Raw genomic sequence first — 20,993 nt, forward strand, 5'->3', positions numbered from 1 at the left:
GACCGGGTGGAGATCAAGGACGTGTCGCTGCCGGAGACGATGAAGCGGTCGATGGCGCGGCAGGCGGAGGCCGACCGCGAACGCCGGGCACGGGTGATCAACGCGGACGCGGAGCTCCAGGCCTCGAAGAAGCTCGCCGAGGCGGCGGGCGAGATGTCGAAGCAGCCGGCGGCGCTGCAACTGCGGCTGCTCCAGACCGTGGTGGCGGTCGCCGCGGAGAAGAACTCCACCCTGGTGCTGCCCTTCCCGGTGGAACTCCTGCGCTTCCTGGAACGCGCCCAGCAGCCGGCTCCGGTGGCCCCGGCCGAACCCGCCCCCGCTGCCGCGGCGGCGCCTGCTCCCGCGACTCCTTCCGCGCCCCCTCCCGCTCCCGCGAGTGCCCCTCCTTCCTCCGTCGTCGGTCCGGCCGCAGGCCCCGAGGGGTCGGAATCAGGACAGGACTAGTCCTCACCCTTTGCCCACGGCGCGATTGCTCGCCGTGCATGTGCTGTTCGCGAAACGGAATGACCAGGGTCGACGTTTGCTGTGAAGGCGCTGTGAACGCCTCCGCGTTGTCGTGTGCGCGTCCTGAAGTCGACCTTGTGTGCTACCGATTGGTATCGGAATAGTGGGCGCCCCATCCTCCGTGTTCCGACACCCCACATGTCGGTACGCGGCCCCCACAGGAGGTTGACGTTGAAGCACCGACGCATTCCCCGGAGAAAAGCGGCGATAGCGGGCGGCGCCGTCGTCGCACTCGTTGGAGCGGGCCTCACCTTCCAGAGTGCGAACGCCAGTGACAACACCGAGCAGTTCACTGCGAAGAAGCTGTCGGCGACCGCGGCCGGAAACCTCGCCAACACGCTGAGCGTGAAGCTGGGCGGCGACGCGGCCGGCACGTACTACGACGCCGACGCCAAGACGCTCATCGTGAACGTCATCGACGAGGCGGCCGCCAAGGCCGTGCGCGACGCGGGCGGCAAGGCACGCGTCGTGGAGAACACCCTCGCCGAGCTGAAGACCGCCCGGCAGACCCTCACCACCAAGGCGACGATTCCGGGCACCTCCTGGGCGGTCAATCCGGTCACCAACAAGGTCGTCGTCACCGCCGACCGTACGGTCAAGGGCGCGGCCCTGACGAAGCTGAACCAGGTCGTCAAGGACCTGGGCGGCAAGGCGGAACTGAAAAAGACCGCCGGGGAGTTCAAGCCCTTCGTCTCCGGTGGCGACGCCATCCACTCGGGCGGCGGACGCTGCTCGCTCGGCTTCAACGTCGTCAAGGACGGGGAGCCCCACTTCATCACCGCCGGACACTGCGGCCAGGCCGGCAGCCAGTGGTCCGACTCCGCGGGCGGCGCGCCGATCGGCGAGATGGTCGACTCGCAGTTCCCCGACAACGACTTCGCGCTCGTCAAGTACAGCGGCAGCACCGAGCACCCGAGCGAGGTGAACCTCTACAACGGCAGCTCGCAGGCCATCACCAAGGCGGGCGAGGCCACCGTCGGCATGCAGGTGCAGCGCAGCGGTTCCACCACCCAGCTGCACGACGGTGAGGTCACCGGTCTCGACGCCACCGTGAACTACGGCAACGGCGACATCGTCAACGGCCTCATCCAGACCACGGTCTGCGCCGAGCCCGGTGACAGTGGCGGCTCGCTCTTCGCCGGCGACACCGCCGTCGGTCTCACCTCGGGCGGCAGCGGTGACTGCTCCTCGGGCGGCGAGACCTTCTTCCAGCCGGTGCCCGAGGCCCTTCAGGCCTTCGGGGCCGAGATCGGCTGACGCACCACCCTGTGAGCCATGAGGCCCGGGTCACCCCTCAGGGGTGGCCCGGGTTTTGCTCATGCCGCTCATGCCGCTCGTGCTTCCCGCCTCGTCCGCCGGCCCCGCGTCTCCCCGCGGTCCCTTCCTCTGCTTCTTCCGCTTCCGCACTTGCGGCTGCTCTCCGCGCAGGGCCTGCCGCGCGGCCCAGAGGACGGAGACCAGCGGTACCGCCACCACGGCGCCCACCACTCCCGCCGCGATGGCCCCGCCGACGACCGAGAGTGCTACCACCACCGGGTGCAGCCGGACGGCCCAGCTCATCACCAGCGGGTGCAGCAGATGCCCCTCGATCTGACCGATGATCACGATCAGCGCGACGACGACGGCCGCGATCACCGGCCCTTCGGACGCCAGCGCCACCACCGCGGCGACGGCCAGCGCGATGGGGGAGCCGATCAGCGGAACGAAGGCGGCGAAGAATTCCAGCAGGGCCAGGGGTACGGCCAGCGGCACTCCGAGAGCGAACAGGGCCACTCCCACCAGGATGGCGTTGGTCGCCGCCACCAGCACGATGCCGTGCGTGTAGCCGGTGAAGGTCCGCCAGCCCGCCCGGCCGGCGAGCGCCACCCGGTCCCGGACACCCGCCGGCAACTGTGAGCAGAACCAGTTCCACTGCCGGTCGCCCGACTGGAGGAAGAAGACCGAGCAGAAGAGTGCGAGCGCCAGCACGGTGAGCACCTGCACCAGCCGCCCGGCGCCGCTGAGTGCGGTACTGATCAGGGTGGACCGGTGGCTGGACAGGAACTGCCCGATCCGGGACTGGAGATCGGTCAGCGCCTCGGGGTTCAGCCGGAACGGAGGCTGCTCCAGCCATCTTTCGATCCTGCCGATCCCGGCGCCGAACTCCTCCTGCAGCACGGCGCGTTCACCCGCGACCGTCTCGCCGACGAAGGCCAGGACACCGAAGAGGACGATGATGCTGCCGAGCAGGGACACGGTGACGGCGATCGCCCGCGGCACCCGGCGGGCCAGCAGATCGGTCAGTGGGCGGAGCATCGCGGTGACGACCAGGCCGAGGAAGACGGCCACGGCGATCTCGTGGAAGCGCCCGAGGATCGAGAAGACGGCGTACACGAGCGCGCCGACCACGAGCACACGCCAGGAGTACGCGGCCGCGGCCCGCAGCACGGGGGACACCGGTGGTTCGGAATTCCGGCCGGCTCTCCCGTTCGGATCGGGCCGAACGGCCGGTCCGCGGGAGGCCCGGCGAGCGGCGCGGATCCGTGGGCCCCGGCCTCCGGACGGCCGGGCGGGGGACGGCGCCCCGGGCTGGGGACCGGTGCCGGGCTGTGTGCCGCCGCTGTCTCGCGGTCCGAGTCGTCCGGGCATCGGCTCGCCTCAGCCCGTGGTGTCCGGACGGTCCGAGGGTGCCGCCCTTCCGGCTCCGCCGCCCCGGCGCCCGTCGGCTGCGCTGCTCGCGGCCACGTCCGCCCCGGCCCCGGTGCCGCCGGGGCGGAACACCGCGGCGGCGATCGTGAGCGCCGTGCCCGCCACCGCCCACGCGGCGAGTACCAGCATCGGGCCGCCCGCGCCGTTGCCCCGGAAGTACGCGATCGAGCGGGCGGCATAGGTGCCCGCGCCCGGCGGCAGCGCGGGGCCGATGGCGCGCCAGAACGGCGGCAGCAGCGGATAGGGATACGCGCCGCCGGCACTCGGATTGCCGAGCACGACCACCAGCAGGATCGCGATGCCGATGCCGATGACACCCACGAGGCTCTGGAGGGCGAGCGTGACCGACCCGACCGCGAAGACCAGCAGCGTGCCGAGGCCCCACAGGGCGGGAAGACTGCCCGGCAGGGCGTCCAGGAGGGGGCCCGCGATCACGGATCCCAGCAGGCCGGCGACGACCGAGTACAGCAGCAGGGCGCCCAGGCGGATCACGGCGCGGGATCCGTTGACGGGCCGTGCGCCCGCGCTGATCCCGAGGATCGCCGCGCACAGATAGCCGCCCACGCACCAGCCGACGACCAGGTAGAACGAGGAGAGCCCGCGGCCGTCGCCCCGGGTGCCGGGGACCACGTCCACCACCTTCAGGGTCCTGCGCTGCCCCTTCTCGGCCGCCATGACGACCTCGGCGAGCGCCTGGGAGAGGGAGGCGCCGCCGCCACTGGCCACCAGCAGCCGGCCGGTGTCACCGGGGCCGAGGACGAGTGCGCCGTCGATGTCCCGGTTCCGGATCTGTTCGACCGCTGCCGCCTCGTTCCGGACCGGCCGGGGGTCGAGCGGCTCGCCCGGCAGGGTGGAGAGCCGGTACAGGACCTCGTCGGCGACCTGGGTGGAGGGCGCGGTGACGGCCAGCGGGATCCTGTGCGGCTTCGGTGAGTGGAAGGCGCCGATGTACGACGTGATGAAAGCGAGCTGGATCGCCAGCACCCCGAGGACCAGAAGGGCGGCCCGTACGCTCACCGCGTCCTTGAGCTCGCCGAGGAAACCTCCGCGAGGGTCGTCCGATGTGCGCGTCATGGCCTCCACGCTGGGTCTCGCCTGGTGTTCCCGCAGGTGGGGCGGGTCCGAATGGCTGATGCGCGCCATGTCGTACGTATGTTCGAAAGTTGGTCTATGGTGGTGGTGGGGGAGGTGAGACGGACTGATCCAGGAGGTGTGGGTGCCCGGGTTCACGCATCTGCACACCCTTTCCGGGTTCTCCCTGCGGTACGGGGCATCGCATCCGGAACGGCTGGCCGCGGGTGCCGCCGAGCGGGGTATGGACGCCCTTGCGCTGACCGACCGCGACACCGTCGCGGGCGCGGTCCGCTTCATCAAGGCCTGTGAGAAGGAGGGGGTCCGGCCGCTGTTCGGTGTGGACCTCGCGGTGGGGGAGCTGGCCCGGCGGGAGGGACCGACCGAGCGCCGGCGTGCTCCCGTGCGCGGTGGTGCCTTTCTCGACGAGTCCGCGCCGCGGGCCGTCTTTCTGGCGCGGTCCCGCCGGGGCTGGGCCGAGCTGTGCCGACTGGTGACCGCCGCTCATGCGGCGGACGACGGTCTTCCGCTGCTGCCGTGGAACGACAGCCACGGCGACGATCTGACCGTGCTGCTCGGGCCCGCGTCCGAGATCGGCAGGGCCCTCGCCGCGGGCCGCCCCGACCGGGCGGCCACGCTGCTCACGCCCTGGCAGGAACGTTTCGGCAATGGGCTGCGCCTCGAAGTCGTCCACCACGGGCTCCCGGGCACGGGCCCCGGCTCCCTGCGGCACGCCGCACGCACCCTCGGCTTCGCCGCCGAACACGGCGTACGGGCCGTGCTGACCAACGCAGTCCGCTACGCCGACCCGGGCCAGGGTCCGGTCGCCGACGTCCTCGACGCGGCCCGCCGCCTGGTGCCCATCGACCCGCGCAAGGGCCTCGACAGTGGAGAGCGCTGGCTCAAGGGCCCGGACGCGATGACCGCGAACGCCGAGCGGGTGGCCGAGGCCGCGGGCTTCCGCCGGGACACCGCGCACCGGCTGCTCGCCATGACCGAGGAGACGGCGGCCGCGTGCCGGGTCGACCCCGAGGACGACCTGGGGATCGGCGCCGTCCACTTCCCCGAACCGCATCTGGTCGGCGCCGGACGGCGCTCCCCGCAGCGGGTGCTGGCCTCCCGCGCCGCGGCCGGCATGGTGCTGCGCGGCTACGACAACCGCCGCGACTACTGGGAGCGCATGCACCACGAGCTCGACATCATCGCGTACCACGGCAACGCCTCGTACTTCCTGACGGTCGCTCAGGTCGTCGACGACGTCAAGAAGATGGGCATCCGGGTCGCGGCACGCGGCTCCGGGGCGGGCTCCCTCGTCAACCATCTCCTCGGCATCGCGCACGCCGACCCCGTCGAACACGGCCTGCTGATGGAGCGCTTCCTCTCCACCCGGCGGCGGGTGCTGCCCGACATCGACATCGATGTGGAGTCCGCCCGCCGGATCGAGGTCTACCGCGCGATCATCGACCGCTTCGGCGAGGAGCGGGTCGCCACCGTCGCCATGCCCGAGACCTATCGGGTGCGCCATGCGGTACGCGACGTGGGTGCCGCGCTCTCCATGGATCCCGCCGAGATCGACCGTATCGCCAAGTCCTTTCCGCACATCCGCGCCCGTGACGCCCGCGCCGCCATGGAGGAACTGCCCGAACTGCGCGCCCTTGCCGCCGAGAAGGGGAGGCACGGACGGATGTGGGAACTGGTCGAGGCGCTGGACGCGCTGCCGCGGGGGATCGCCATGCACCCGTGCGGGGTGCTGCTCTCGGACGCCTCGCTCCTGACCCGTACCCCGGTGGTGCCCACCAGCGGCGAGAGCCTGCCCATGGCGCAGTTCGACAAGGACGACGTGGAGGAGCTCGGGCTGCTCAAACTCGACGTCCTCGGCGTGCGGATGCAGTCGGCGATGGCGCATGCGGTCACCGAGCTGCGGCGGGCGACGGGGGAGGAGGTCGACCTCGATGCCGTGCCGCCGGGCGACCCGGACACCTACCGGCTGATCAAGTCCACCGAGACGCTGGGCTGTTTCCAGATCGAGTCGCCGGGCCAGCGGGATCTGATCGGCCGACTCCAGCCGTCGACCTTCGACGACCTGGTGGTCGACATCTCGCTCTTCCGGCCGGGGCCGGTCGCGGCCGACATGGTGCGGCCGTTCATCGAGGCCCGGCACGGCCGGGCGCCCGTCCGCTATCCGCACAAGGACCTGGAGAGGCCGCTGAAGGAGACCTACGGAGTCGTCGTCTTCCACGAGCAGATCATCGAGATGCTGGACATCATGACCGGCTGCGGGCGGGACGAGGCCGACCGGGTACGGCGCGGGCTGTCCCACCCCGAGTCGCAGGAAGCGATCAAGGTCTGGTTCGCCCGGCAGGCGGCGGCCAGGGACTACACCCCCGATGTGATCGCCCGCACCTGGGAGATCATCGAGGCCTTCGGCTCGTACGGCTTCTGCAAGGCGCACGCGGTGGCCTTCGCCGTGCCGACCTATCAGTCGGCGTGGCTCAAGGCGCACCACCCCGCGGCCTTCTTCGCCGGTCTGCTCACCCATGACCCGGGGATGTACCCGAAGCGGCTGCTGCTGGCGGACGCACGGCGGCGCGGAGTCCCCGTACTGCCGTTGGACGTGAACCGGTCGGCGGTCGCTCATGAAATCGAACTGGTGTCTGAAGAGGGGCGGGAGGCCTGGGGGTTGAGGCTCGCCCTCTCGGACGTCCACGGCATCAACGAGGCCGAGGCGGAGCGCATCGCGAACGGCCGGCCCTACTCCTCGCTGCTGGACTTCTGGCAGCGTGCCCGCCCGAGCCGGCCGGTCGCCGAACGGCTCGCCCAGGTCGGCGCGCTGGACGCCTTCGGCGCGAACCGGCGCGACCTGCTGCTGCATCTCGCCGAACTCCACCGCGGACAGCGCGGCAAAGGGTCCCACGGCAGTCAACTCCCGCTCGGGCAGGGGGAGAAGACGGCCGCCGTCGGGCTGCCCGACCTCGGTGACGCGGAACGCCTCAGCGCCGAGCTCGGTGTCCTCGGCATGGACGCATCCCGGCATCTGATGGATGATCACCACTCCTTCCTGAAGGAGCTGGGAGTGCTCTCTGCCCAGCAACTGCGCTCGGCGAAGCACGGGCAGACCGTGCTGGTCGCGGGCGCGAAGGCAGCCACCCAGACACCGCCGATCCGGTCCGGGCGCCGGGTCATCTTCAGCACCCTCGACGACGGCACCGGTCTGGTCGACCTCGCCTTCTTCGACGACAGCCACGCGGCATGCGCCTACACCGTCTTCCACTCCTGGCTGCTGCTGGTGCGCGGGGTGGTGCAGCGGCGCGGTCCGCGCAGCCTCAGCGTGGTCGGCGCGGCCGCCTGGAACCTCGCCGAACTGGCGGAACTGCGGCGGACGGGAGGGCTCGACGCGGTCGCGGCACGGCTGACCGCTCCCATGGAGGGCGACGGGCGCCCCGCCGACAACGGACGCCGGATCCAGCTGCCGACGGGCTACGAACTCAACCCCTGGGCGGACCTTCAGCCGCCGGGTGAGCAACAGGCGGCAACGGGGAGGAAGTTGTGGCACCAGAGTCCCGGGAGCGCCGGATGAACCAGAATCCCCCGAGCCCCGGCCGGCCGGGCACAGGGCAGGAAGCCGGCGGAGCGTACGGCCGTGCGGCGAGCGTCCTGCATGTGCGCTGCGCCCCGTCGCTCCCCGAGGACGAGTACCGGGCGGTGCTGGAACTGCTGCGGGAGTTCTCTCCCGTCGTCCAGGCCATCCCGCCCTCGGCCGCGCTGGTGCAGGCCCGGGGGGCGCAGCGGTACTTCGGCGCGGACGCCGTGCGGATCGCGGAGATGGTGCGGTTGCGTGCGGTTGCCCGGCTGGGCACGGACGTACGGATCGGGGTGGCCGGCACCTGGGCGGTGGCGGCGATGGCCTCCGCCCGGGTACCGGAGCCCGGCGGCATCGTGGCCGTGCCCGAGGGCGGGGTGGACGACTTCCTCGCGCCGCTGCCGGTGGAGGCGCTGCACGGCATCGGTTCCCGGCAGGCCGAGGCACTGCACGCGTACGGCCTGCACACCGTCGGCGCACTGGCCGCCGTTCCGCAGGGCGTCGTCGAACGGATCCTGGGCCGGCGCGCGGGACGGCAGGCCGCGGAGCGTGCCCGCGGTGTCGACCCGCGTCCCGTCACCCCCAAGGACCTGCCGCCCGCGGCCGCCGTCCGGCACCGGTTCACCGGGCACGAGCTCGACGGGGCCCTGGTCAGGGCCGCGCTTCTCGACCTGGTGGTACGGCTGGGCGCGACCCTGCGCGACCGCCGTCAGGCCGCCCGGGCCCTGTCCTTGAAGCTCCAGTTCGCCGGTGGCACGCATTGGGAGAAGACCCGGCGGCTCCCCGAACCGTCCGGCCACGACGAGGATCTGCGGATCGCGGCGTACCGGATGATGGACGCCGCCGGACTCCAGCGGGCCCGGCTGACGGGCATGGTGCTGCGCGCCGAGGACCTCACCGCGGCGGAGCGGGTGTCCCGGCAGATCTCGCTCGACCCGGTGCGGGAAGCCCGTCTCGCGGCGGAGGTGGCTGTGGACCGGGCGAACGCGCGGTTCGGCGCGGGCACGGTGCGACCGGCGGCCACCTTCCGCAGGGCGTCGTAAGGGGGCGCGGAGGGGGTGCGGGGCCGAGCCCCGCGCCGGCCGCGGGCCGCGGACTTCCTGCGCTGCCCACCGCTCCCGGCCCGGGCTCGAACGTGCCGCCGGACCGGATGGTGTACACCGCTGTGCCCGCCCGCCGTGCCGCGTGCCGCAGCTGACCGGCGGAGACCGCTTATTGACACACGTTCAGTTTTTACCGACGCGTAACTTCCCAGTCACGGTTACTCGTGCGTAGTTTTGTCGTGGGCACCACAAATCCAGCCATCGCTACTCCCTTGAGCCGCAAGGAGATTGCCCGATGCTGCCCTGGAAACGTGCACTGAGACCCCTTGCCGCCCTGCTGTTGGCCGCCGCCGTCAGCCTGACTCCCGCAACCGTCGCCCACGCCGAATCAACCGCCGCCGACACCGCCACCGCATCGGCACCCCACAGCGGTTGGAACAACTACAGCTGCAAGCCCTCCGCCACCCACCCCCGCCCCGTCGTCCTCGTCCACGGAACCTTCGGGAACTCGGTCGACAACTGGCTCAGCCTCGCTCCGTACCTGGTCGCGCGCGGCTACTGCGTCTTCTCACTCGACTACGGGCAGCTCCCCGGCGTGCCCTTCTTCCATGGCCTCGGCCCCATCGACAAGTCCGCGGAGCAACTCGACACCTATGTCGACAAGGTGCTCGCCGCGACCGGCGCGTCCGAGGCGGACCTCGTCGGCCACTCCCAGGGCGGCATGATGCCACGCTACTACCTCAAGTTCCTCGGCGGCGCCGACAGGGTGAACGCCCTCGTCGGCCTGGCGCCCGACAACCACGGCACCACGCTGTCCGGGCTCACCGCGCTTCTGCCGTACTTCCCCGGAGCCGAGGACCTGCTCAGCACCGCCACCCCGGGGCTTGCCGACCAGATCGTCGGATCCGCCTTCCTGACCAAACTCAACGCGGGCGGCGACACCGTGCCCGGCGTGCGCTACACCGTCATATCCACCCGGTACGACCAGGTGGTCACGCCCTACCGCTCGCAGTACCTGGACGGCCCGGGCGTCAAGAACGTCCTGGTCCAGGACCTGTGTCCGGTGAACCTGTCGGAGCACCTCGCCATCGGTCTGTTCGACCGGATCGCGTACCACGAGGTGGCCAACGCCCTTGACCCGGCGAACGCCCGACGCACGACCTGCGCGTCCGTCTTCAGCTGACACCGAAGAACGGACGCGCAGTTTCGCCACCCGGCGACGAGGGATGCTCAGCGGCCGTGACGGCCGCCGGCCGTCGCCCTGCGCCGGGCCGTGCCGAACAGTGCGGCCGCACCGAGAGCGAGGGCGGCGGCACCCCCGATGGCGATGTACGGGGTGCTGCTGTCACCACCGGTCTCGGCGAGGTTCTCGCTGCCCGAGGTGCCCGGGGCAGCGGCGCTGTTCGGCTCGGGGGCGTTGCCCCCGGTCTGCTCGGCCTCCTCACCGGCGGCCTGCTCCGCGGGCTTCCCACCGGTCTCCGTGCCGGCCGCTTCCGTGCCGGTCTGCTCGGAGCCCTTGCCCGTCCCGTCATGGCCGTCGCCACCGTGACCGTTGTGGTCGACGGTCGACTTGTCGGCACCGTCGGCTATCTCCTGCTCGGAGGGCGCCGCGGCGGTCGGGGCGCTGCCCGAGCCGCCGTTGTCCTGCCCGAACACCACGTCGGAGCAGGTGTAGAAGGCCTCGGGGGAGTCCGAACGCTGCCAGATGGAGTAGACGAGGTGGCGGCCGGACTTGTTCGGGACGACACCGTCGAAGACGTACTCACCGTTGACCAGCTTCGGGTCGGTGACCTTCGCGAACGGCGCGGCCTCCAGGTCCGACCACTTCAGCGGCTTCGTCGGGTCGTACCCGTCCTTGGTCAGGTACAGCTCGAAGGAACCCTTGTGGGGCGCGGTCGCCTTGTAGTGGAAGGTGCGGTTGCCGGCCGTCATCTTGCTGGAGGGCCAGTCACCGCGGGGCAGATCGAGACCCTTGTACTTGTCACGGCCCGCGCTGCACAGCTTGCCGTCCGGGATCAACTGCTGGTGATTGCCGGCGGCGTTGGCGATGTTGACCTCGTTCCAGTCGTACAGGGGCTGCGTACCACCGGCCGCGACCGCCGCCTTGCAGGCCGCGGATTCCGGACTCTCCGGCCCTTCGGCGAAGCAGGCCGACACCCGGCTGACCGGGTCCGTCATCGAGCCGTGGGCGAAGGCCGGAGCGGCGGAAAGCCCGGCGATCACGATCGGCGCGACGCCGAGTGCGGCGACCGTGGTGACCTTACGGCGAGCGGTCATGGTGACGTTCTCCTCAAGACGGACACATGGGGGGATCCCAGGGCGGGCCCGAACGGGCGGCACAACCCCCCGTGGGCTCATGGCACCGACAGTCCGAGCCGGCCCCGGCGATCAGCAAGCTAGCCCTTCGACGAGCCGAAATCGCCTGCTGGGAGGGGATGGAGGGGATCCTTATGCTCGCTTTAAGGAGGCGGTAAGGAGGGGCTGAGGAAGGCTGCGGAGCGCGCACGTCTGACCACGGGGTTCAGCGCCTGAGCGTCCGTGGCCGTCCAGGGCGGTCCACCGAGTGCCGCTGGGTTTGGCTCCCTGCTTGGCTCCCCACTCGGCTCCCACGACCAGTGCTCCGACCGGGAAGGCCCACCTGGTCGTAGGTGCGGGCAGCGTTCGCGGAAATCCGTTTCGAGGGTTGTTGCGGCGGCTCTACTCTGGCGCGGTGATGACCGAGGTGATCGTTCTCAACGGTGGTTCCAGTTCGGGAAAGTCCGGGATCGCCCGGTGTCTGCAGGCGGTCCTGCCGGATCCGTGGCTGGCTCTCGGGACCGACACGCTGGTTGACGCGATGCCCGCGTCCATGCAGGCGTCGGATGCCGGGATCGAGTTCGCTCCGGACGGAGAGGTGATCGTTGGGCCGGAGTTTCGGACGCTGGAAGCGGCATGGACCGAGGGGGTCGCCGCGATGGCCCGCGCGGGCGCCCGGATCATCGTCGACGAGGTCTTCCTCGGCGGAGCGGACTCGCAGCAGCGATGGCAGAAGGCCTTGGGCGACCTGCGGGTGCTGTGGGTCGGCGTCCGGTGTGACAGTGCGGTTGCCGCAGGGCGTGAGGTCGCGCGAGGCGATCGGGTCATCGGGATGGCAGCGTCCCAGGCGGATGTCGTCCACCGGGGTGTGGTCTACGACATGGAGGTCGACACCACGCATGCCGAGTCGATGGAGTGCGCACGGGCCATCGCCGCACATGCGAGGTGATCGACGGCGCGGCTGTCTGCCGCTGTGACCGCAGCGCAGGGACGGTCATGGGCTGCCAGGGGCCGATGCCCTTCTCGCCGCGGATCCGGGCGCGTTCGCGGCGTTGGGCCGGTCGTGGACGGTCCAGTCGGTCGTGCCGCACCTCGTGGACACGGCCTGCCGGCCACCGCTGGCATGCGATCCGGACAACCCGCTCCCCGTGCCCGACACCCCCGCGCATGCCACCCCGCAAGCCGTCCCCGCGTCCTAGGCTCGGGCAGCAGGATCAGACGCCGAGCAAAGGAGCCGTCCGTGGCCTTGAGCCGTGAAGAGCGTGAGCAGTTCCTCGCCGAACCCCATGTCGCCGCGCTGGCCGTGGACGAGGGGGAGGAGGGGCGGGCGCCCCTCACCGTGCCGATCTGGTATCAGTACGCGCCCGGTGGTGACATCTGGATCATGACCGGGCGCGACTCCCGGAAGGGGCGGGCCATTGCGCAGGCGGGACGGTTCTGCCTGATGGCCGACCGCTTGGAGCCCACCATCCGGTACGTCTCCGTCGAAGGGCCCGTCACCGAGACGATCCCCGCCACCCGGGAGCTTCTTCAGGAGATCTCGGCACGTTATCTGCCGGCCGACAAGGTCGACGCCTACGTCGACATGGCCTGGAAGAGCCACGGCGAGCAGGTGGTCATCCACATGCAGCCGCAGCGCTGGGTCAGCTCGGACCTCGGCGCACTCTGACGGATCGGGTGGAGGACCCTCGGGTCCCTGCAGACGGGCCCGCCTGCCCGGGCGCGCGTCGTCCGGGCGGGCCGGGCCCGAGCCTCAGCCGCCGGTCAGGCAATAGCGCGGCCCGAGCATCAGCCGACACTTCGCCCGAGCCGCCGGTCAGGCAATAGCCCAGCCCGAGCATCAGCCGCCACTCCGCCTCAGCCGCCGGTCAGGCAACAGCGCGGCCCGAGCCTCAGCCGCCGGTCAGGCGGTACCGCCGCTCCGGCCGGCCCGTGCCGCCGTAGCGCAGCGTGACCTCCGCCCGGCCGACGGTGGCGAAGTACTCCAGATACCGGCGCGCGCTCACCCGCGACAGCGAGCCCGCCTCCGCGCACTCGGACGCCGACAGATCGCCCGTGTGCTCCCGCAGGATCCGCTCCACCAGTTCGGCCGTGTGCGGGGCCAGCCCTTTGGGCAGTTCGCGCGAGCCGGGCGGCCGGGTGCCGAAGATCTGGTCGACGTCCTCCTGGCGCGCCTCGCCCAGCCGGTCGAAGCGGGATCGCAGCGATGCCACATGCCGCAGCTGCTCCTGAAGTGCCGCCTGGTTGAACGGCTTGATCAGATAGTGCAGCGCCCCCGCGCGCAGCGCCGCCCGCACCAAACCGGCGTCCCGCGCGGCCGTGATGAACAGCGCGTCCACACTCGCCCGCGTCTCGTCCCGCTCCTCGGCCGCCCGCAGCTCGCGCAGCACGCTGATCCCGTCCATGTCGGGCAGATAGATGTCGAGGAGCACGAGCTCGGGCCGCAGACGCTCGGCCGCGCGCAGCGCTTCTGCGCCGCTGTGGGCCACACCGACGACCCTGAAGCCTTCCGTCGCGGACACATAGCGGCTGTGCAGCTTGGCGACCATGAAGTCGTCGTCCACCACCAGCACGTTCATCACGCCGTCACGGTAGGACGTGACCACAAGGACCACAACGTCCGTTGATTGCGGAAGGGAGACAGCTTCTCAACGCGCAGGCAACATGTGGGCCACTTCACACTCCCACCACCGAGAGGCGGCTCTCGTGCGATTGCGCACTCCCCTCGCCCTGCTCGGGGCAGCGTTGCTGGTGCTCGTGGGGCCGCCGTTGCTCTCCGCCGGGAAGGGTTCCGACACCGGCACCCACATCCCCGGCCTTCGCTTCATGGTCCCGAACACGCCCGGCGGCGGCTACGACATCACTGCCCGTACGGCGGCCAAGAATGCCGAGGACGCCGAACTCACCCACAACGTCGAGGTGTTCAACCTGCCCGGCGCCGGCGGCACGGTCGGCCTGACCCGGCTCGTCGGTGAGCGCGGCAACGGCAGGCTCGCCATGTCCATGGGCCTGGGCGTCGTCGGCGCCGTCCACACCAACAAGTCGCCCCGGACGCTGGCGGACACCACCCCGATCGCCCGGCTCACCGAGGAGCCGGACATCGTCGTGGTCTCCAAGGACTCCCCGTACCGGACCATCCAGGACCTGCTCGCCGCCTGGAAGAAGAACCCGGGCAAACTGCCGGTCGGCGGCGGTTCGTCACCCGGCGGACCCGACCATCTCGCGCCGATGCTGATGGCGCAGGCGGCCGGGATCGCGCCCAGGACCGTGAACTACATCCCCTTCGACGGCGGCGGCGAACTGCTGGCCTCGATCCTCGGGAACAAGGTCGCCTTCGGCGTCTCGGGCGTCGGGGAGTACCTCGACCAGATCAAGGCCGGTGAGCTGCGGCTGCTGGCCGTCACCGGCCCGAAGCGGGTCCCCGGACTGGACGCGCCCACGCTGCGCGAGGCCGGACTGGACACCGAGTTCACCAACTGGCGCGGCATCGTCGCCCCGCCCGGCCTGTCGGACGCCGAGCGCGACAAGCTCATCGCCCTGCTCAGCGAACTCCACGACTCCGAGGAGTGGAAGGAGTCGATGAAGAAGAACGGCTGGGACGACGCGTTCCTCACCGGGGACAGGTTCGGCGACTTCCTCGACGCGCAGGACAAGAGCGTCGACTCGGTGCTGAAGGAGTTGGGACTGTGACCACCACGGACACCACACAGGCACCGGAGTCCCGCCGCTCCTGGTTGCGCGATCATTCCGAACTGGGCGTCGGGGTATTGCTGTTGGCCATCGGCGTGCTCGTCCTCACCGACGCCCTGACCATGGACGTCGACATCGCCCAGCGGGGGCCCGTCGGACCGAAAACAGTGCCGCTCGTCGTCGGCGTCGGCCTGGTGCTCGTCGCCGTACTGCTCACCGTCGACGTCCTGCGCGGCGGACGCGGAGAGGCGGAGGGCGGCGAGGACATCGATCTGAGCGAACCGAGCGACTGGCGCACGGTACTGCTCCTCGCCGGTGTCTTCCTGGCCTTCGCCGTGCTCATCGGGCCGGTCGGCTTCCCCGTCGCCGGCGCACTGCTGTTCTGGGGCGCCGCCTTCGCCCTCGGCAGCAGGCACCTCGACCGTGACCCGCTGATCGCCGCGGTCCTCTCCCTCCTCACCTACTTCGTGTTCGACAACTTGCTCGGTGTCCCCCTGCCGGGTGGTCCCCTGATGGAGGCGCTGTAGGCATGGACTCCCTCAACTCCCTGCTCGACGGCTTCGGCACCGCGCTGACCCCCGTCAATCTGCTCTGGGCCGCGATAGGCGTACTGCTCGGCACCGCGATCGGGGTACTGCCCGGCATCGGACCGGCCATGGCGGTGGCCCTGCTGCTGCCCGTGACGTACGGGCTGGAGCCCACCGGCGCGTTCATCATGTTCGCGGGCATCTACTACGGAGCGATGTTCGGCGGCTCCACCACCTCGATCCTGCTGAACACCCCCGGTGAGAGCGCCGCCGTCGTCGCCGCCATCGAAGGCAATCCGATGGCCAAGGCGGGCCGCGGAGCGCAGGCGCTGGCGGCCGCGGCCGTCGGTCACTTCGCCGGCGGCATGATCGGCACCATCCTGCTGGTCGTGCTCGCGCCGACCGTCGCCGAACTCGCCGTGGACATCGGCGCACCCGACTACTTCGCCATCATGGTGCTGGCGTTCATCGCGGTCACGTCCGTGCTCGGCTCCTCCCGCATCCGCGGTCTGGCCTCACTGCTGATCGGCCTCACGCTCGGACTCGTCGGCCTGGACCAGATGACCGGACAGCAGCGGCTCACCTTCGGATCGCTTCAACTCGCCGACGGCATCGATGTCGTCATCGTCGCCGTCGGACTCTTCGCCATCGGCGAGGCCCTGTGGGTCGCCGCCCATCTGCGCCGCAGCAGCGGCGAACCCATCCCGGTCGGCCGGCCCTGGCTCGGGAGGTCGGACGTCCGGCGCACCTGGAAGTCGTGGCTGCGCGGACCTGTCATCGGCTTCCCGTTCGGTGCGATCCCGGCCGGAGGAGCGGAGATCCCGACCTTCCTGTCGTACGTCACCGAGAAGCGGCTGTCGAAGCACAAGGAGGAGTTCGGCAAGGGCGCCATCGAAGGGGTCGCGGGGCCGGAGTCGGCGGCCTCGGCGTCGGCCGCGGGCACCCTGGTGTCGATGCTGACGCTCGGCCTGCCGACCACCGCGGTCGCGGCCGTGATGCTCGCCGCGTTCCAGCAGTACGGGATCCAGCCCGGCCCGCTGCTCTTCGAGCGTGAACCCGACCTGGTGTGGGGTCTGATCGCCTCGCTCTTCGTCGGCATGGTGCTGCTGCTCGCGCTGAACCTGCCGCTGGCGCCCCTGTGGGCGAAGCTGCTGCGCATCCCGCGCCCGTACCTGTACGCCGGCATCCTGTTCTTCGCCGGTGTCGGCGCGTACGCGGTCGGCGGAGAGGCGCTCGACCTGGTCATCCTGCTGATCATCGGCCTGATCGGCTTCGGGATGCGTCGGTACGGACTTCCCGTGCTGCCGGCGGTGATCGGTGTGATCCTCGGCCCGGCCGCAGAACAGCAGCTCCGCCGGGCGCTCCAGATCAGCGACGGCAGCGTCACCGGTCTGGTCAACACGCCGTTCTCGGTGACGGTGTACGCCGTGATCGTGATCCTGCTGGCGTGGCCGCTGATCAAGAAGGCGATCCCCGGCCGCGGCCGCACGGCGGCATGACGGAACGGATGCGCCCCGCCCTCAATCGTGTCGACGGTGGGGGCGGGGCGCATCACGCGGGACCCGTCACGCGGAGATGCTCGCCCGGCCCCGGCGCTTGCGTGGACCGGCGGATCCCGACGCCGAGTGCTACGCGTCGTCGTGCGCGGCCGACAATGCGCGCAAAGCGCCCTGTCGCGCCAGGAGTTCGAGCTCATCGAGCGCCCTGACGGCCTGCCCGGCAGCCTCCGGGTCGCTCTCGGCGAGCCCGCTCTCCGCGAACTCGTCCTCGTCCAGCCGGAGAACCGTCGACCCGTCGGCCGACACCCACAGGTCGAGATCCAGATCCTCCACGCTCAGCTCTTCGCCCACGAGCCGCGCCGGCCTGGCCACATCGCAGTACCAGCCCTTGAGCACGCCGTCGCCGGTGCGGACCTCCTTCACGGCATACCACCGGTCGCGCCAGTAGTGCTCGGTGAACACGTCGCCGGGCTCGAAGCGGACGAAGCCGAAGTCACGCGCCCCGCCGGACGCCCAGTCCGCGCGGACCACGAGATGCGTGCCGTCGTCGGCGATCAGGTCGGCCGGGTAGCGGATCTTGGTCGTGCCCGCCTTGACGAGCCGTACCTCAACCGAGGCCGCGGGCATGACGTACCTCCGTCGCACAGATCTCGTAGCCGAACCATGAGTTGACCGCCAGCATCGGTCCGTTGTCGGCGTCGTTGCTGGTGAACGCCTCGGTGTAGCCCGCGGCCCGGGCCCTGTGCAGCGAGTCGGACTTGGCGAGCTTGGCGAAACCGCGCCCGCGGTGGGCGCGCAGCGTGCCGGTCATGCCCGACAGATAGCGGGTACCGCCGTCCGACTGGGCGGCGGTGAAGGCGGCCACCTCGCCGTCCACCATCACGACCGTGCTGAGCGCGCGGTCCAGCAGCGGATGGTGCCAGGTGTGGTTGAGCCAGTCGTCGTAGTCGTCGAAGTCGACGGAGATGTCACCCGGCTCGTCCGACGTGGCCTCCGCGTCGGCCCGGAACATCGGCCGCGGGTCGGCAGCGAAGTCCTCGACCGTACGCAGTTCGACGCCCGCCGACAGCGGGGGCGGGGGCGGCAGCGTGCCGTTCGCCAGGTCCAGCCGCTGGAAGTGCGCCGAACGGGACGGCCGGTAGCCGCGGCGCTCGGCGAAGGCGCGTGAGGCGGGTTCGTCGGCCACCCAGGTGTACACGGTCGCCGCGCCGACGCCGGCCAGATGCTCCTCGGCGGTGCGCAGCAGCAGGCTCCCGACGCCCTGACCACGGTGTGCGGGCAGGACCAGCGGCGCGACGGACGACACCCCCGGCTCCGACGCGTCGTACGCCACGCCCGCGGAAGCCGTGCCGACGATCTCGCCGCCCCTCTCGGCGACCAACAGCCGGTGGTGCTTCGCGGGGTTGGCCCTCTCCACCTCGAACAGGACGGCCTCCGGTGTCGTCACCTCGTACGGCAGCACGGCACGCGCCACCCGGCACACCGCGGAGGCGTCCTCGCGGCGGAAGTCACGGACGATCACAGTCATGGTCACCGACGCTACGCGCCCGCCCGGACGTGTCGCCTCCCAATATCCGCCGGTGGGGGAGAATCGGAAGAGTGACCTTGAAGATCGCCATCGACGCGGACTCCGCGACCGCCCCGTACGAACAACTGCGCGCGCAGATCTCCGCCCGGGCCCGGTCCGGACGGCTGCCCGTCGGGTACAAACTGCCCACCGTGCGCGGGCTGGCGGAGGAGCTGGGGCTGGCGGCGAACACGGTCGCCAAGGCGTACCGCGCGCTGGAGGGGGACGGGGTGATCGAGACGCGCGGGCGGAACGGCACCTTCGTGGCGGCGGCGGGGGACGCGGCCGAGCGGCGGGCCGCCGTGGCGGCGGGGGAGTACGCGGCGGAGGCACGGCGCCTCGGACTCACGCGGGCCGCGGCCGAGGCGGCCGTGTCGGACGCGCTGCGCGCGGCGTACGGGTCCTGAGGTCCGCGGCGCGTGCGGAGGCCGCGCCGTCTCGGACCTACGGCACCTGAGGTCCGCGGCGGCGCGTCCGGATGTCTTCGTGACGCGGGTCCGTGAATGCCGGTCCGTGACGCGGTCCGTGAACGCGGGTCGTGACGTCGGTCCGTGATGCCGTCCGGCTAGAGGTACAGCCCCGCGTCCACGCCCTGCTGGCTCGGGACCGACGCCGGGCTGTGGCCGCGGCGCAGGGCGTACAGTTCCGCCAGGGTGGCGCCCTCGCGGCCCACGCCCTCCTCCGTGCCGAGCCAGTTCACCGCCTCCTTGCGCGTCAGTGAGCCCACCTCGATACGGGCCAGACAGCGGCCCGGGCGGACCACCGCCGGGTGGAGGCGTTCCAGATCCTCGTTCGTCGTCACGCCCACGAGGACGTTCCGGCCCTGTCCGAGCAGCCCGTCCGTGAGGTTGAGCAGCCGGGACAGCGCCTGGCCCGCCGTGTGCTTGGCCTCACCGCGGATCAGTTCGTCGCAGTCCTCCAGGAGCAGCAGCCGCCAGCGGCCCTTGGCGGTGCCGTCGTCCTCACCGATCGCGATGTCCATCAGATAGCCGACGTCGTTGAACAGCCGCTCCGGGTCCAGTACGCAGTCGACCTGGCACCAGTCCCGCCAGGACCGGGCCAGTGTGCGCAGCGCGGACGTCTTGCCCGTGCCCGGCGGGCCGTGCAGCAGAAGCAGCCGGCCCGCGATGTCGTCGGGCGTGACCTTCATCAGCCGGTCCATCGCGTCGGCCACCGGCGCCGTGTAGTTGGGCCGCACCTCTTCCCAGGTGCCGGCCGCGATCTGGCGGGTCGTGCGGTGCGGGCCGCGCCGCGGGGAGACGTACCAGAACCCCATCGTCACGTTCTCCGGCTGCGGCTCGGGTTCGTCCTCCGCGCCGTCCGTCGTCGCCTTGAGGATCTTCTCCGCCAGCTCCTCGCTGACCGCGGTCACCGTGACATCGGCGCCGCGGTTCCAGCGGGACACCAGCAGGGTCCAGCCCTCGCCCTCGGCGAGCACGGCACTGCGGTCGTCGTCGCGGGCCGAGCGCAGCACGGTGGCCGACGGCGGCAGCAGGGTGGCCCCGGGCTTGACGCGGTCGATGGAGGAGCTGTGGGAGTGCGGCTGCTCGCCCGTCGCGAAACGGCCGAGGAACAGCGCGTCGACGACATCCGACGGCGAATCGCTGTCGTCGACGTTGAGCCGGATCGGCAGTGCGTCTTGAGGCTGTGCGGACATGGGGCCCATGATCCGTCACCGAACCTGTCCGCGCACGGTGTTTTGACCGGTGGCGCGTTCCGGTGGGGCCGCGCCCGGTGGTGGCATCAGGTGCGGGCCTCCCGGAGCAGTGTCACGGCCCGGCGTGTCCTGCGCACGACGGCGTACCCCTTGGTGAGGGCACGGTCCCTGGCGAAGTTCCTGGCGACGGCCCGCCCTTCGATCAACTGCTCGAACTCGGCGATGTCCGTGCTACGCCGTACGGTCACGCGTTCCATGGCGTACGGGCCCTGGGCGCGGCGGGCGAGCGCGTTGCCCACGGCGAGCGACTGCGTGAAGCCCGCCTCCCGGACCGTCCGCCGTACCCGGCGGCTGGAGTAGCCGTACGGATAGGCGAAGGAGAAGGGCGGCTCGCCCAGTTCACCGGAGATGATGTCGCGGCAGCGGACGGTCTCGTACCGCAGCCGTTCGTCGCCGAGCTGGTCCATCTGCGGGTGGGTGTGGGTGTGGCCGCCGATCTCCATGCCGGCCGCGGCCAGTTCACGCACCTGGTCCCAGTCGAGCATGGTGTCGAGGGCGCCGCCCTCGTCGTGTTCACCGCGCAGCCAGCCGGTCGAGACGAACAGCGTGGAGGTGAATCCGTGTGCGGCGAGGACGGGAAGGGCGTGCCGGTGCACGCCCTCGTAGCCGTCGTCGAAGGTGATCAGGACCGGCCGGTGCGGCATTGGACGGCTGCCGCCCGACCGCCAGGCACCGGCCAGCTCCGACGTCGTCACCGGGGTGAACCCGCGCTTGTCGAGCAGGTCGAGCTGCTCGGCGAAGGCGTCGGGGGTGACCGAGAGACCGAGGGTCTCGTCGGCCGGCCGGTGCGCGACGGCGTGGTACATCAGGAT

At 71.2% G+C, this 20,993-nt stretch carries 19 protein-coding genes; 11 read left to right on the top strand and 8 right to left on the bottom strand.

Annotated elements, in window-relative coordinates; translation table 11 throughout:
• Together ABTX78_RS16525 and ABTX78_RS16530 are read left to right on the top strand one after the other, a co-directional pair.
• A partial coding sequence (locus tag ABTX78_RS16525; RefSeq protein WP_502993888.1) for an SPFH domain-containing protein occupies positions 1 to 444 on the top strand: 444 nt, incomplete at its 5' end.
• A 231-nt stretch (positions 445 to 675) separates the two neighbouring features.
• A complete protein-coding gene (locus ABTX78_RS16530) occupies positions 676 to 1,761 on the top strand; it encodes a S1 family peptidase (RefSeq protein WP_502993889.1) in 1,086 nt (361 codons plus the stop codon).
• A 30-nt stretch (positions 1,762 to 1,791) separates the two neighbouring features.
• On the opposite strand, the gene ABTX78_RS16535 is transcribed toward ABTX78_RS16530, so the two are convergent.
• Positions 1,792 to 2,940 carry an AI-2E family transporter gene (locus ABTX78_RS16535; RefSeq protein ID WP_352207496.1) on the bottom strand — a complete coding sequence of 383 codons (1,149 nt, stop codon included), beginning with the start codon at positions 2,938 to 2,940 and terminating at the stop codon, positions 1,792 to 1,794.
• 201 nt (positions 2,941 to 3,141) lie between these two features.
• Positions 3,142 to 4,266 carry a DUF3533 domain-containing protein gene (locus tag ABTX78_RS16540; RefSeq protein ID WP_352207497.1) on the bottom strand — a complete coding sequence of 375 codons (1,125 nt, stop codon included), beginning with the start codon at positions 4,264 to 4,266 and terminating at the stop codon, positions 3,142 to 3,144.
• A gap of 142 nt (positions 4,267 to 4,408) precedes the next feature.
• Between ABTX78_RS16540 and ABTX78_RS16545 the strand changes: the two genes are divergently transcribed.
• The 3 genes from ABTX78_RS16545 (at position 4,409) to ABTX78_RS16555 (ending at position 10,069) form a co-directional block, all read left to right on the top strand.
• Positions 4,409 to 7,840 (top strand): DNA polymerase III subunit alpha, encoded by a 3,432-nt coding sequence (locus ABTX78_RS16545; protein WP_352207498.1) that lies wholly within the window; start codon positions 4,409 to 4,411, stop codon positions 7,838 to 7,840.
• Positions 7,837 to 8,886, top strand: coding sequence for a DNA polymerase Y family protein (locus ABTX78_RS16550; protein ID WP_352207499.1), 1,050 nt, complete (start codon positions 7,837 to 7,839; stop codon positions 8,884 to 8,886). The genes ABTX78_RS16545 and ABTX78_RS16550 overlap by 4 nt, the downstream gene beginning before the upstream one ends.
• A gap of 295 nt (positions 8,887 to 9,181) precedes the next feature.
• A complete protein-coding gene (locus ABTX78_RS16555) occupies positions 9,182 to 10,069 on the top strand; it encodes a lipase family alpha/beta hydrolase (protein ID WP_352207500.1) in 888 nt (295 codons plus the stop codon).
• A gap of 47 nt (positions 10,070 to 10,116) precedes the next feature.
• On the opposite strand, the gene ABTX78_RS16560 is transcribed toward ABTX78_RS16555, so the two are convergent.
• Complete coding sequence (locus tag ABTX78_RS16560) at positions 10,117 to 11,163, bottom strand: lytic polysaccharide monooxygenase auxiliary activity family 9 protein (RefSeq protein ID WP_352207501.1); 1,047 nt, start codon at positions 11,161 to 11,163, stop codon at positions 10,117 to 10,119.
• A 436-nt stretch (positions 11,164 to 11,599) separates the two neighbouring features.
• Between ABTX78_RS16560 and cpt the strand changes: the two genes are divergently transcribed.
• Positions 11,600 to 12,130 carry a chloramphenicol phosphotransferase CPT gene (cpt, locus tag ABTX78_RS16565; RefSeq protein WP_352207502.1) on the top strand — a complete coding sequence of 177 codons (531 nt, stop codon included), beginning with the start codon at positions 11,600 to 11,602 and terminating at the stop codon, positions 12,128 to 12,130.
• A gap of 291 nt (positions 12,131 to 12,421) precedes the next feature.
• Positions 12,422 to 12,850: a pyridoxamine 5'-phosphate oxidase family protein gene (locus tag ABTX78_RS16570; protein ID WP_352207503.1), complete on the top strand. Its 429-nt coding sequence runs from the start codon at positions 12,422 to 12,424 to the stop codon at positions 12,848 to 12,850.
• A 223-nt stretch (positions 12,851 to 13,073) separates the two neighbouring features.
• Here the strand turns inward: ABTX78_RS16570 and ABTX78_RS16575 are convergent, their stop codons facing one another.
• Complete coding sequence (locus ABTX78_RS16575; protein ID WP_352207686.1) at positions 13,074 to 13,760, bottom strand: response regulator; 687 nt, start codon at positions 13,758 to 13,760, stop codon at positions 13,074 to 13,076.
• A 127-nt stretch (positions 13,761 to 13,887) separates the two neighbouring features.
• Between ABTX78_RS16575 and ABTX78_RS16580 the strand changes: the two genes are divergently transcribed.
• From ABTX78_RS16580 to ABTX78_RS16590, 3 genes are read left to right on the top strand one after another with little or no spacing between them, the layout of a single operon-like run.
• Positions 13,888 to 14,871, top strand: a complete 984-nt coding sequence (locus ABTX78_RS16580) for a Bug family tripartite tricarboxylate transporter substrate binding protein (protein WP_352207504.1) — start codon at positions 13,888 to 13,890, stop codon at positions 14,869 to 14,871.
• A complete protein-coding gene (locus ABTX78_RS16585; RefSeq protein WP_352207505.1) occupies positions 14,868 to 15,398 on the top strand; it encodes a tripartite tricarboxylate transporter TctB family protein in 531 nt (176 codons plus the stop codon). Before ABTX78_RS16580 ends, ABTX78_RS16585 begins: the two co-directional genes overlap by 4 nt.
• Before the next feature lie 2 nt (positions 15,399 to 15,400).
• On the top strand, positions 15,401 to 16,897 hold the full coding sequence (locus ABTX78_RS16590; RefSeq protein WP_352207506.1) for a tripartite tricarboxylate transporter permease: 1,497 nt from the start codon (positions 15,401 to 15,403) through the stop codon (positions 16,895 to 16,897).
• 129 nt (positions 16,898 to 17,026) lie between these two features.
• Here the strand turns inward: ABTX78_RS16590 and ABTX78_RS16595 are convergent, their stop codons facing one another.
• Complete coding sequence (locus ABTX78_RS16595; protein ID WP_352207507.1) at positions 17,027 to 17,524, bottom strand: ribonuclease FAU-1 family protein; 498 nt, start codon at positions 17,522 to 17,524, stop codon at positions 17,027 to 17,029.
• Positions 17,505 to 18,425 (bottom strand): GNAT family N-acetyltransferase, encoded by a 921-nt coding sequence (locus ABTX78_RS16600; protein ID WP_352207508.1) that lies wholly within the window; start codon positions 18,423 to 18,425, stop codon positions 17,505 to 17,507. The genes ABTX78_RS16595 and ABTX78_RS16600 overlap by 20 nt, the downstream gene beginning before the upstream one ends.
• A 71-nt stretch (positions 18,426 to 18,496) precedes the next feature.
• On the opposite strand from ABTX78_RS16600, the gene ABTX78_RS16605 reads away from it, so the two are divergent.
• Positions 18,497 to 18,871 carry a GntR family transcriptional regulator gene (locus ABTX78_RS16605; RefSeq protein WP_352207509.1) on the top strand — a complete coding sequence of 125 codons (375 nt, stop codon included), beginning with the start codon at positions 18,497 to 18,499 and terminating at the stop codon, positions 18,869 to 18,871.
• Positions 18,872 to 19,029: 158 nt separating this feature from the next.
• Here ABTX78_RS16605 and ABTX78_RS16610 read toward each other — a convergent pair whose 3' ends face one another.
• Both ABTX78_RS16610 and ABTX78_RS16615 read right to left on the bottom strand, forming a co-directional pair.
• The gene (locus ABTX78_RS16610; RefSeq protein WP_352207510.1) at positions 19,030 to 20,121 is read right to left on the bottom strand and encodes a DUF5925 domain-containing protein; all 1,092 of its coding nucleotides are present in this window, start codon (positions 20,119 to 20,121) and stop codon (positions 19,030 to 19,032) included.
• 86 nt (positions 20,122 to 20,207) lie between these two features.
• Complete coding sequence (locus ABTX78_RS16615) at positions 20,208 to 20,987, bottom strand: polysaccharide deacetylase family protein (RefSeq protein WP_352207687.1); 780 nt, start codon at positions 20,985 to 20,987, stop codon at positions 20,208 to 20,210.
• Positions 20,988 to 20,993: the final 6 nt, after the last annotated feature.

Source organism: Streptomyces sp. NPDC096193 (assembly GCF_040302905.1).
GTDB lineage: Bacteria > Actinomycetota > Actinomycetes > Streptomycetales > Streptomycetaceae > Streptomyces.

Bases quoted from the DNA above. Each gene is read 5' to 3' on its own strand.
- ABTX78_RS16540 (WP_352207497.1), bottom strand. From the start codon at position 4,266: ATGACGCGCACATCGGACGACCCTCGCGGAGGTTTCCTCGGCGAGCTC.
- ABTX78_RS16550 (WP_352207499.1), top strand. From the start codon at position 7,837: ATGAACCAGAATCCCCCGAGCCCCGGCCGGCCGGGCACAGGGCAGGAA.
- ABTX78_RS16555 (WP_352207500.1), top strand. From the start codon at position 9,182: ATGCTGCCCTGGAAACGTGCACTGAGACCCCTTGCCGCCCTGCTGTTG.
- ABTX78_RS16560 (WP_352207501.1), bottom strand. From the start codon at position 11,163: ATGACCGCTCGCCGTAAGGTCACCACGGTCGCCGCACTCGGCGTCGCG.
- cpt (WP_352207502.1), top strand. From the start codon at position 11,600: ATGACCGAGGTGATCGTTCTCAACGGTGGTTCCAGTTCGGGAAAGTCC.
- ABTX78_RS16575 (WP_352207686.1), bottom strand. From the start codon at position 13,760: ATGAACGTGCTGGTGGTGGACGACGACTTCATGGTCGCCAAGCTGCAC.
- ABTX78_RS16590 (WP_352207506.1), top strand. From the start codon at position 15,401: ATGGACTCCCTCAACTCCCTGCTCGACGGCTTCGGCACCGCGCTGACC.
- ABTX78_RS16595 (WP_352207507.1), bottom strand. From the start codon at position 17,524: ATGCCCGCGGCCTCGGTTGAGGTACGGCTCGTCAAGGCGGGCACGACC.
- ABTX78_RS16600 (WP_352207508.1), bottom strand. From the start codon at position 18,425: ATGACTGTGATCGTCCGTGACTTCCGCCGCGAGGACGCCTCCGCGGTG.
- ABTX78_RS16610 (WP_352207510.1), bottom strand. From the start codon at position 20,121: ATGTCCGCACAGCCTCAAGACGCACTGCCGATCCGGCTCAACGTCGAC.
- ABTX78_RS16615 (WP_352207687.1), bottom strand. From the start codon at position 20,987: ATGTACCACGCCGTCGCGCACCGGCCGGCCGACGAGACCCTCGGTCTC.